Raw genomic sequence first — 9154 nt, forward strand, 5'->3', positions numbered from 1 at the left:
GATGCCGATGTTTTCCAAACTCCTGATTGCCAATCGCGGTGAGATCGCCTGCCGGGTGATGCGTACCGCCAAGCGCCTCGGCATTCGCACGGTCGCCGTCTATTCCGATGCTGATGTCGGCGCGCTGCACGTGGCACTTGCCGACGAAGCGATCCGCATCGGCTCAGCCCCGGCCCTCGAAAGCTATCTGTCGGCCGAGCGCATCATCGCTGCCGCACGCGCGGTCGGTGCGGATGCGATCCACCCGGGATATGGTTTCCTCTCGGAGAATGCCGATTTCGCCGACGCCGTCGAGGCGGCCGGGATCACCTTCGTCGGGCCATCCGCGCGGGCGATCCGCGCCATGGGTCTGAAGGATGCCGCCAAGGCGCTGATGGAGCAGTCCGGCGTGCCGGTCGTTCCCGGTTACCACGGCGAGCGGCAGGATGCCGACTTCCTCGCGGAAGAAGCCGTGAATGTCGGCTATCCGGTGCTGATCAAGGCGCGCGCCGGCGGCGGCGGCAAGGGCATGCGGCGCGTCGACAGCGCCACCGAGTTTCCGGCCGCGCTCGAGGCGGCGCGCCGTGAGGCGGAAGCCGCCTTCGGCGATGGTTCGGTGCTGATCGAGAAATACCTGACGAAACCCCGGCATATCGAAGTCCAGGTCTTCGGCGACCGGCACGGCAATATCCTGCACCTCTTCGAGCGCGACTGCTCGCTGCAGCGCCGCCACCAGAAAGTGATCGAGGAAGCGCCGGCCCCCGGCATGACCGCGGAAGTGCGGCGCGCCATGGGCGATGCTGCGGTTCGGGCAGCGCAGGCGATCGGCTATGTCGGCGCCGGCACCGTCGAATTCATCGCTGACGTGACGGACGGGCTCTGGCCGGACCAGTTCTATTTCATGGAGATGAACACCCGTTTGCAGGTGGAGCATCCGGTGACGGAGGCGATCACCGGTATCGATCTCGTCGAGTGGCAGTTGCGCGCCGCCGCCGGCGAAGCGCTGCCGAAACGGCAGAGCGAGATCGGCATCGACGGCTGGGCGTTCGAAGCCCGCATCTATGCGGAAGACCCATCTCGCGGCTTCCTGCCGGCGACCGGGCGGCTGACGACGCTGAGCTTTCCGGAAGATGGCGTGCGTGTCGATGCCGGTGTCCGGCAAGGCGACCGGATCACGCCATTCTATGATCCGCTGATCGCCAAGCTGATCGTTCATGGCCCGAACCGTTCGGCAGCGCTGGCAAAGCTCGAAAGCGCATTGAGGGCGTGCCGCATCGGCGGCACGGTCACCAATCTCGACTTTCTGGCGCGTCTTGCCGCCGAGCCGGATTTTCGCGCCGGGCATCCCGATACCGGCCTCATCGACCGTTCCATCGATCAGCTCACGGCAACGAAGGCGCCAAGCGATGCGGCGCTGGCGCTGGCGGCGATCGTCTCCACCGGCGCCCTGCTGCCGGATGGATCTGCCGATCCGTGGTCGTCACTCGGCCATTGGCAGATCTGGGGCGACGCCAGCAGGAACGTCACGATCGAGCACGCAGGCGGCCGGGCGATTGTGACGCTCGCCGCCCGCGGCCGCGACCAGTTTGCGGTCCACACCGGAACGGCGGCTCTGCCTGTGGTGATCCTCGACCGGTTTACCGACGGCGCCCGCGCCGAGATCTCCGGAGCGCAGCATGAGTTCCGCTTCCTGCGCGAAGGCGAGCAGATCACCCTGTTCCTCAACGGTGACACTTACGTCCTGCGCCTGCCCGACGCGCTTGGCACTGGTCATTCCAGCGAGGTGGCCGACGACGAGGTTTCGGCGCCGATGCCCGGTATCGTCAAGCTCGTCCGGGTCCGCCCCGGTGATACGGTCGAAAAGGGGCAGGCGCTCGCCGTCATGGAAGCGATGAAGATGGAGCTTACGCTGTCCGCCTCGCGTGCCGGCGTGGTCGAGAGCGTACTGGTCAGTGAAGGCGAACAGGTGAGCGCCGGCGCCGTGCTGGTGATGCTCCAGCCGGAGAGCGCAGAATGAGCGGAGCGGTGCCTGAGCACGTGACGATCGTCGAAATGGCGCCACGTGACGGGCTGCAGAATGAAAGCCGTATCGTTGCGACTGCCGACAAGATCCGCCTCGTCGATCTGCTATCCGACTGCGGCTATGAGCGGATCGAGGTGACGAGCTTCGTCAGCCCGAAATGGGTGCCGCAGATGGCCGACGCCGCCGAGGTGATGGCCGGCATTGTCAGGCGACCCGGTACGCGCTACGCCGTGCTGACTCCCAATATGCGCGGGCTTGAGGCAGCACTTGAAGCTGGCGCCGACGAGGTGGCGATCTTCGCCTCCGCTTCCGAAACCTTCTCGCAGAAGAACATCAATTGCTCGATCGCCGAAAGCATCGCGCGGTTTCGCCCGATTGCCGACGCCTGCCGTGAGCGCGGGCTTCTGCTGCGCGGCTATGTCAGTTGCGTGGTCGAATGCCCCTATGAGGGGGCGATCGCGCCGGCCAGTGCCGCCGATGTCGCCGGCCTGCTCGATGATCTCGGCTGCTATGAGATCAGTCTTGGCGACACGATCGGTCGCGGCAAACCGGAGGCGGTGGACGCGATGCTGGCTGCAGTGCTGGAGCGCATTCGGTCCGAGCGGCTTGCCGGACATTTCCATGATACGTGCGGCCGCGCGCTCGAAAATATCGCCGTGGCGCTCGACCGCGGTTTGCGGGTCTTCGATACCTCGGCCGGCGGTCTCGGCGGATGTCCCTATGCGCCGGGAGCGGCCGGCAATGTCGACACGCTCGCCGTCAACGCCTTCGTCACCGGCAAGGGGTTCTCGACTGGCCTCGACACGGCGAAGCTCGAACAGGCCGCCGCTTTCGCGCGGACCTTGAGGACAAGATCATGACCCTCGAAACGATCCGGATCGCGACCGACGCACGCGGGGTCGCGCGGCTGACTTTGGCACTACCGCAGAAGCACAATGCGCTTTCGGCGAAGATGATCGGCGAACTTACCGAAGCCGCTCATTCGCTTTCGGACGATCGCTCGGTCCGGGCCGTCATACTGGAAGCCGAAGGCCGCAGCTTCTGCGCCGGCGGCGATCTCGGCTGGATGCGTGAGCAGTTCGATGCCGATCGGGCGACGCGGGTCGCCGAGGCGACGCGTCTGGCGATGATGTTCAAGGCGCTGAACGAGATCGCCAAGCCGGTGATCGGCCGCCTGCATGGCAACGCCTTTGGCGGCGGCGTCGGCCTCATGAGCATCTGCGATGCGGCCGTCGCTTCGGCCGACGCCAAATTTGGTTTGACGGAGACGCGTCTCGGCCTGATCCCGGCCACCATCAGCCCCTATGTCGTCGCCCGGATCGGCGAGGGCAAGGCGCGGCCGTTGTTCATGTCCGCCCGCCTGTTCGGCGCTGAGGAGGCGCGCGCCCTGGGGCTGGCCACGGTCGTTGCTGCGGCAGATGCCCTGGATGCGGCGGTCGAAGCGGAGATCGAGCCCTATCTGGCAGTGGCGCCCGAGGCGACCGGTCGGGCCAAACGGTTGGCCCGTTCGCTTGGACCACCGATCACCGGGGACACCATTGCCGCGACCATCGAGCAGCTTGCTGATTGCTGGGAATCCGACGAGGCCCGCGAAGGTGTCGGCGCTTTCTTTGACAAGCGCGAGCCATCCTGGCGGCAATAGGCTTTCCTTGAAATGGGCGCCTTTTGAGCTTATTTTGATTACGTGATGATCAAAAAGAGCTCGGATTCTGCCATGACTGTCAGTTTCAATGTTTCTGCCGCCCACTACGGCGAGAGCCACTCGTCCTTCCTCTCCGCGAGGCTGGTTTCCGATCGCCTCGGCGTGACGCTTGCGGAGCTAGCGAAGCTGATCGGGGTCGCGCGCAACACGCTGACGGCGAAATCCAGCGCCCGCAAGGTCGATGCGGCGTTGAGCAACGTCGTGCGCATCCTCGCCATGGCCGGCGAGATGGCGGGGGACGACAGCCGCGCCGTGATCTGGTTCAAGCACCAGCCGATCCCAGGCTGGGCCGGAAAGACGGCCTATGACCTTGTCGGCGAAGGCAAGGCCGACAAGGTGCTCGCCTATCTCGAAGCCGTACGTTCCGGTGTCTACGCCTGATGGCAGGAAGCGAGCCGGTGCGCCTGTGGCGCGCCTACGTCCCGCGCTGGGCGCATGCGCCGCTCTCGGGCGACGGTGCTTCGCGCTTTGGCGGACGGTGGAATCCCCTGGGTGTGCCGACAATCTATGCGGCCCGCGAACTCTCGACCGCCTGGGCCGAGTACAATCAGGGTTTCGTCCAGCATCCGGCGCTGATCGCGCAGCTTGAGCTGCGCTTCGCTCGGCTCGCCGACCTGACGGTTGTCGAAACGCTTGCCGCGCTTGATCTCACCGAGGAGATTCACCGCTGCGAATGGCGCGATGCGCTTGATCGCGGCCTCCTGCCGGAGACGCATCGCCTGCAGCGGGAGCTGAGCGATCGAGGCTTCGATGGCCTGATCTACCCGTCCTTCATGTCACCTGGCGGTACTTGCGTCGCACTCTGGCGCTGGAATTCAGGCGAGGGGGCAGAGTTGAAGGTGATTGATCCCGATGGGCGCTTGCCGAAAACGCCCGCCTCCTGGCTCTGAACCGACTTATTGAGAGTTCTTCCCGGGAGCCGTTCTTCTCCAGTCGTACTCTCAGAGCACCTTACCCGGATTGAGGATGCCGTTCGGGTCGAGCGCCAGCTTGATCCGGCGCATGAGATCGAGCTCCGCCGGACTGCGCGAATGGTCGAGGAATTCCCGCTTCAACGTGCCGATGCCGTGTTCGGCCGAGATCGAGCCGCGATAGCGCCGCACGATCTCGTAGACGATGCCATCGACGATGTGCGGCGTTTCCGCGTCGCTGTCCGGTTGCGAGAAGGCGATGTGCAGGTTGCTGTCGGCGACATGGCCGAAGAAGGAGACGTGGGCGGCCGGGAACCGCGCAGAAAGAGCCTTGCCGCAGTCCTCGGCGAAGCGCCCGATATCGCCGATCGGCAGGCTGACATCGAGATTGATGAGCGACGGCAGCAACTGGTCCATCGCGTGGCCCTCGCGGATGCTCCAGAACGAGCGGCTTTCCTTCTCCGACTGGGCAATCAGCGCGTCGCTGATAATGCCGGCTTCGAGCGCTTCGCCGAGAAGGGCCTCGAACGCATCGCGCTCGCTGTCGTCACCCAGGAGATCCTGTTCGACGATCACGGCGAAAGGCGGAATTTCATCAAAGAGCCTTTGCTTTTCCGCCTCTGCGTTGAAGCGGAAATAGTTCTGCCACATGGCCTCGAAGGCCGAGAGCCCCGGCAGGCGGCGCTGGCAATGTGTGAGAAAGGCAACCACATTATCAAAGCTGTCGAGGGCACAGAGCGCCGTCAGCCGGCCGGCTGGCAGTGGCCGCAGACGGAGGACCGCGCGGGTGATCACGCCGAGCGTTCCCTCGGAGCCGATGAAATACTGTCGGAGATCGTAGCCGGTGTTGTTCTTGATCATCTTGTTGAGCGACGAGATGACAGTCCCATCGGCCAGCACGACTTCGAGGCCGAGCACGTTGTCACGGGTGACGCCGTAGCGAAGCACACGGATGCCGCCGGCATTGGTGGCGAGATTGCCGCCGATCTGGCAGGAGCCGCGGGCACCGAGATCGATGGGCAACAGGAATCCGGCGTCTTCTGCAGCGCGTTGCGCAACCTCGAGCGGCGTGCCGGCGCGCACCGTCATGGTTCCTGCCTGCGGGTCGATCTCCTCGATGCCGGTAAAACGTTCGAGCGAAATCACCACCGCGTCGCTGCCGGCATTGGCGCCGCCGGCAAGCCCGGTCAGGCCGCCCTGGACGACGACTGCCCGGCCGTTCTCGTTGCAGAGGCGGAGGACTTCGGCGATCTCTTCGCTGCTTGTCGGTCGGATAACGGCCTTCGGCAGTTCGCGGCCGGTCAGGCTGGCGTCACTGCGATGGCGTTCGCCAATCTCTGTTCCTGTCAGGACGATATCGCCGAAGGCTTGTTTCAGGTCGTCGACGATCGTCATGCGCTTCTCTCCGTTTCCGAGGCCATTGTCGGCCGCGGGCGTCCCTGCTTAGCGCATATCGAAGCAAACCGAAATCGGCCGGCGAAGCTCAAGCGCGCTTCGCCGGCGTATGGTCGGTGATGAAGTCAAGTGCCCGTGCGGGCAAGTTCGAAGGCTACGGTTTCACCGGCTTCCTCGGCCGCCCGCTGCCCCACATCTATTTCTGCCTCTACAGCCTGCTCTCTGTTGTCTCTGAAGAGTTTCCACTTTGTCGGCCGGAAGGCGATGCGGCTGTGGTCGCCGGCGGCGGCGCGTTCGGGCGACAGCTCGATCTCGACATGCGGATGGTTGCGGCCAAGGTCGAGTTCGAGATGGCGGGGNGAGGCCAAGGACGAACGGTTTCACCGGCTTCCTCGGCCGCCCGCTGCCCCACATCTATTTCTGCCTCTACAGCCTGCTCTCTGTTGTCTCTGAAGAGTTTCCACTTTGTCGGCCGGAAGGCGATGCGGCTGTGGTCGCCGGCGGCGGCGCGTTCGGGCGACAGCTCGATCTCGACATGCGGATGGTTGCGGCCAAGGTCGAGTTCGAGATGGCGGGTGCCGGCAACGCGGCGGCTGGCGGTGACGAGGCCGGCGAGACAGCCGCCGCAGCCGTCGATCAGCTCGATGTCGTGCGGGCGGAAGTGCAGATTGGCCGGCCCGTCCGGCTCGGCCGGAGCCCTGAGCCCGATCGGCCGGTCCTCGAACCAGATCTCGCCGTTCTGGAGCGTGACGGCGAGCGCGTTCGACTGGCCGATGAAGCCGAAGACGAAGGGCGAAACCGGATGGTCGTAGATCTCGTCGGGGGTGCCGACCTGTTCGATCGCGCCCTTGCTCATGACGACGACGCGGTCGGCCAGTTCCAGCGCCTCCTCCTGGTCGTGGGTGACGAAGATCGTCGTGTGGCCGGTGCGGTCATGGATCTCGCGCAGCCACTTGCGCAGTTCCTTGCGCACCTGGGCGTCGAGCGCGCCGAAGGGCTCGTCGAGCAGCAGCACGTTCGGCTCGACCGCCATGGCGCGGGCGAGCGCCACGCGCTGGCGCTGGCCGCCGGACAGCTGSGCCGGATASCGTTTGTCGAGACCGGAGAGCTGCACCAGATCGAGCAGGTCGAGCGCCCGCTTGCGGATCTCGGCGGCCGGCGGCCGGCGATTGCCCGGGCGCACCTTGAGGCCGAAGGCGACGTTGTCGAGCACCGTCATGTGGCGGAACAGGGCATAGTGCTGGAAGACGAAGCCGATGTTGCGCTGCTGCACCGTCTTTTGCGAGGCATCCTCGTCGCCGAAGAAGATCGTGCCGCCGGTCGGGCTTTCGAGCCCGGCAACGAGACGCAGCAAGGTCGTCTTGCCGGAGCCGGAGGGGCCAAGCAGCGCGATCAGCTCGCCGGAGCGGATGTCGAGCGAGACGTCGTCGAGCGCCGGGAAGCGGCCGAATTCCTTGCGGATGTTGTGAACGCGCACGTCCATAGCGTTTGACCTTTCAATGCCTGCGGCTGGCGGCGATCTCGGCGCTGTAGCGGATCTCCAGCGCCGTCTTCAAAATCAGGGTGATCAGCGCCAGCAGCGCCAGCAACGCCGCCACCGCAAAGGCGGCGACGAAGTTGTATTCATTATAGAGGATTTCGACCTGCAACGGCATGGTGTTGGTCTCGCCGCGGATATGGCCGGAGACCACCGAGACGGCGCCGAACTCGCCCATGGCGCGGGCGTTGCASARMAGCACGCCGTAAAGCAGCCCCCATTTGATGTTCGGCAGCGTCACGAACCAGAAGGTCTGCCAGCCCGACGCCCCCAAGGACAGGGCTGCCTCCTCGTCGCTACTGCCCTGTTCCTGCATCAGCGGGATCAGCTCGCGGGCGACGAAGGGGAAGGTGACGAAGACGGTGGCGAGCACCAGACCGGGCACGGCAAACAGGATCTGGATGCCGTGGCTCTGCAGCCAGGGACCGATCAGGCTGTGCGAGCCGAACAACAGCACGAAGACGAGGCCGGAGATGACCGGCGAGACCGAGAACGGCAGGTCGATCAGCGTCGTCAGGAACGCCTTGCCCTTGAACTCGAACTTGGCGATCGCCCAGGCGGCGGCGACGCCGAAGACGAGGTTGAGCGGCACGGCGATGGCAGCGACGGTCAGCGTCAGGCGGATGGCCGAGAAGGTCTCGGTGTCCCCGAGCGCGGCAACGAACTCGGCCGGTCCCTTGCGCAGCGCCTCGGTGAAGACGGCGGCGAGCGGCAAAAGCAAAAACAGCGCGACGAAGACAAGCGCCGTGATCGTCAGGGTCAGCCGGGCAAAGCGGCTTTCCGAGGTGGCGGCRGCCAGCGCCGGCAAGGCSCGTTGCGGSCCGGATGCGGTCAGATCATGCGACATAGACATATCTCCGCCGGCTCCAGGCCTGGATCGAGTTGATGAGGAGCAGCATGGCGAAGGAGATCGCCAGCATCACCGCGGCAATGGCGGTGGCGGCAGCATAGTTAAACTCTTCRAGCCKGATGACGATCAGAAGCGGSGCGATCTCCGAGACATAAGGCAGGTTGCCRGCGATGAAGATCACCGAGCCGTATTCGCCGACGCCGCGGGCAAAGGCGAGCGCAAAGCCGGTGAGGCCGGCCGGCAGCAGTCCCGGCAACAATACCCGGCTGATCGTCTGGAAACGGCTGGCGCCAAGGGTGGCTGCGGCTTCTTCCACCTCCTTGTCGATCTCCTCCATGATCGGCTGCACGGTCCTGACAACAAACGGCAGGCCGACGAAGATCAGCGCGACGACGATGCCGGATGGCGTAAAGGCGATCTTGAGCCCGAGCGGCTCGATGAACTGGCCGATCCAGCCGTTGCCGGCATAAAGCGTCGTCAAGGCAATGCCGGCGACCGCGGTCGGCAGCGCGAACGGCAGGTCGACCATGGCGTCGATCACCCGTTTGCCGGGGAAACGATAGCGCACCAGCACCCAGGCGAGGATGACGCCGAAGACGAGGTTGATGATCGCGGCGAGAAACGCCGTGCCGAACGAGATCTTCAGGGCATTGAGCGTGCGCGGATCGAGCGCCAGCTCAAAGAACTTGGCCCAGCCGAGCCCGCTTGCCCGCCACACCAGCCCCGACAGCGGGATCAACACGATCAGCACCAGCCA

8 protein-coding genes and 2 pseudogenes are annotated in these 9154 nt (G+C 65.2%); 5 read left to right on the top strand and 5 right to left on the bottom strand.

The annotated features are described in order from the left end of the window. Positions 1–7 precede the first annotated feature (7 nt). The 5 genes from ASE60_RS31540 (at position 8) to ASE60_RS31560 (ending at position 4594) form a co-directional block, all read left to right on the top strand. Positions 8–1996, top strand: coding sequence for an acetyl/propionyl/methylcrotonyl-CoA carboxylase subunit alpha (locus ASE60_RS31540; RefSeq protein ID WP_057255521.1), 1989 nt, complete (start codon positions 8–10; stop codon positions 1994–1996). Then, a complete protein-coding gene (locus ASE60_RS31545) occupies positions 1993–2862 on the top strand; it encodes a hydroxymethylglutaryl-CoA lyase (protein WP_057255522.1) in 870 nt (289 codons plus the stop codon). The genes ASE60_RS31540 and ASE60_RS31545 overlap by 4 nt, the downstream gene beginning before the upstream one ends. Next, positions 2859–3644, top strand: coding sequence for a crotonase/enoyl-CoA hydratase family protein (locus ASE60_RS31550; RefSeq protein WP_057255523.1), 786 nt, complete (start codon positions 2859–2861; stop codon positions 3642–3644). Before ASE60_RS31545 ends, ASE60_RS31550 begins: the two co-directional genes overlap by 4 nt. 72 nt (positions 3645–3716) lie before the next feature. Then, entirely contained in the window at positions 3717–4085 is a 369-nt protein-coding gene (locus ASE60_RS31555) for an antitoxin Xre/MbcA/ParS toxin-binding domain-containing protein (RefSeq protein WP_057255567.1), read from the top strand. Then, the gene (locus ASE60_RS31560) at positions 4085–4594 is read left to right on the top strand and encodes an RES domain-containing protein (RefSeq protein WP_057255524.1); all 510 of its coding nucleotides are present in this window, start codon (positions 4085–4087) and stop codon (positions 4592–4594) included. Before ASE60_RS31555 ends, ASE60_RS31560 begins: the two co-directional genes overlap by 1 nt. Positions 4595–4645: 51 nt before the next feature. On the opposite strand, the gene ASE60_RS31565 is transcribed toward ASE60_RS31560, so the two are convergent. From ASE60_RS31565 to cysT, 5 genes and pseudogenes are all read right to left on the bottom strand, one after another. After that, positions 4646–6010, bottom strand: coding sequence for an FAD-binding oxidoreductase (locus tag ASE60_RS31565; protein WP_057255525.1), 1365 nt, complete (start codon positions 6008–6010; stop codon positions 4646–4648). A gap of 125 nt (positions 6011–6135) precedes the next feature. After that, a pseudogene (locus ASE60_RS35935) lies at positions 6136–6369 on the bottom strand (hypothetical protein); the annotation flags it as partial. Between the two features lies 1 nt (position 6370). Next, positions 6371–7493 (bottom strand): annotated as a pseudogene (locus tag ASE60_RS31570) (sulfate/molybdate ABC transporter ATP-binding protein); the annotation flags it as partial. A gap of 13 nt (positions 7494–7506) precedes the next feature. Then, on the bottom strand, positions 7507–8394 hold the full coding sequence (gene cysW / locus ASE60_RS31575; protein ID WP_057255526.1) for a sulfate ABC transporter permease subunit CysW: 888 nt from the start codon (positions 8392–8394) through the stop codon (positions 7507–7509). Next, positions 8384–9154, bottom strand: a 771-nt coding sequence (cysT, locus tag ASE60_RS31580) for a sulfate ABC transporter permease subunit CysT (RefSeq protein ID WP_057255568.1), incomplete at its 5' end; no start/stop codon positions are given. The genes cysT and cysW, both read right to left, overlap by 11 nt.

The sequence above is a fragment of the Ensifer sp. Root278 genome (genome assembly GCF_001429285.1).
Taxonomy (GTDB): domain Bacteria; phylum Pseudomonadota; class Alphaproteobacteria; order Rhizobiales; family Rhizobiaceae; genus Ensifer.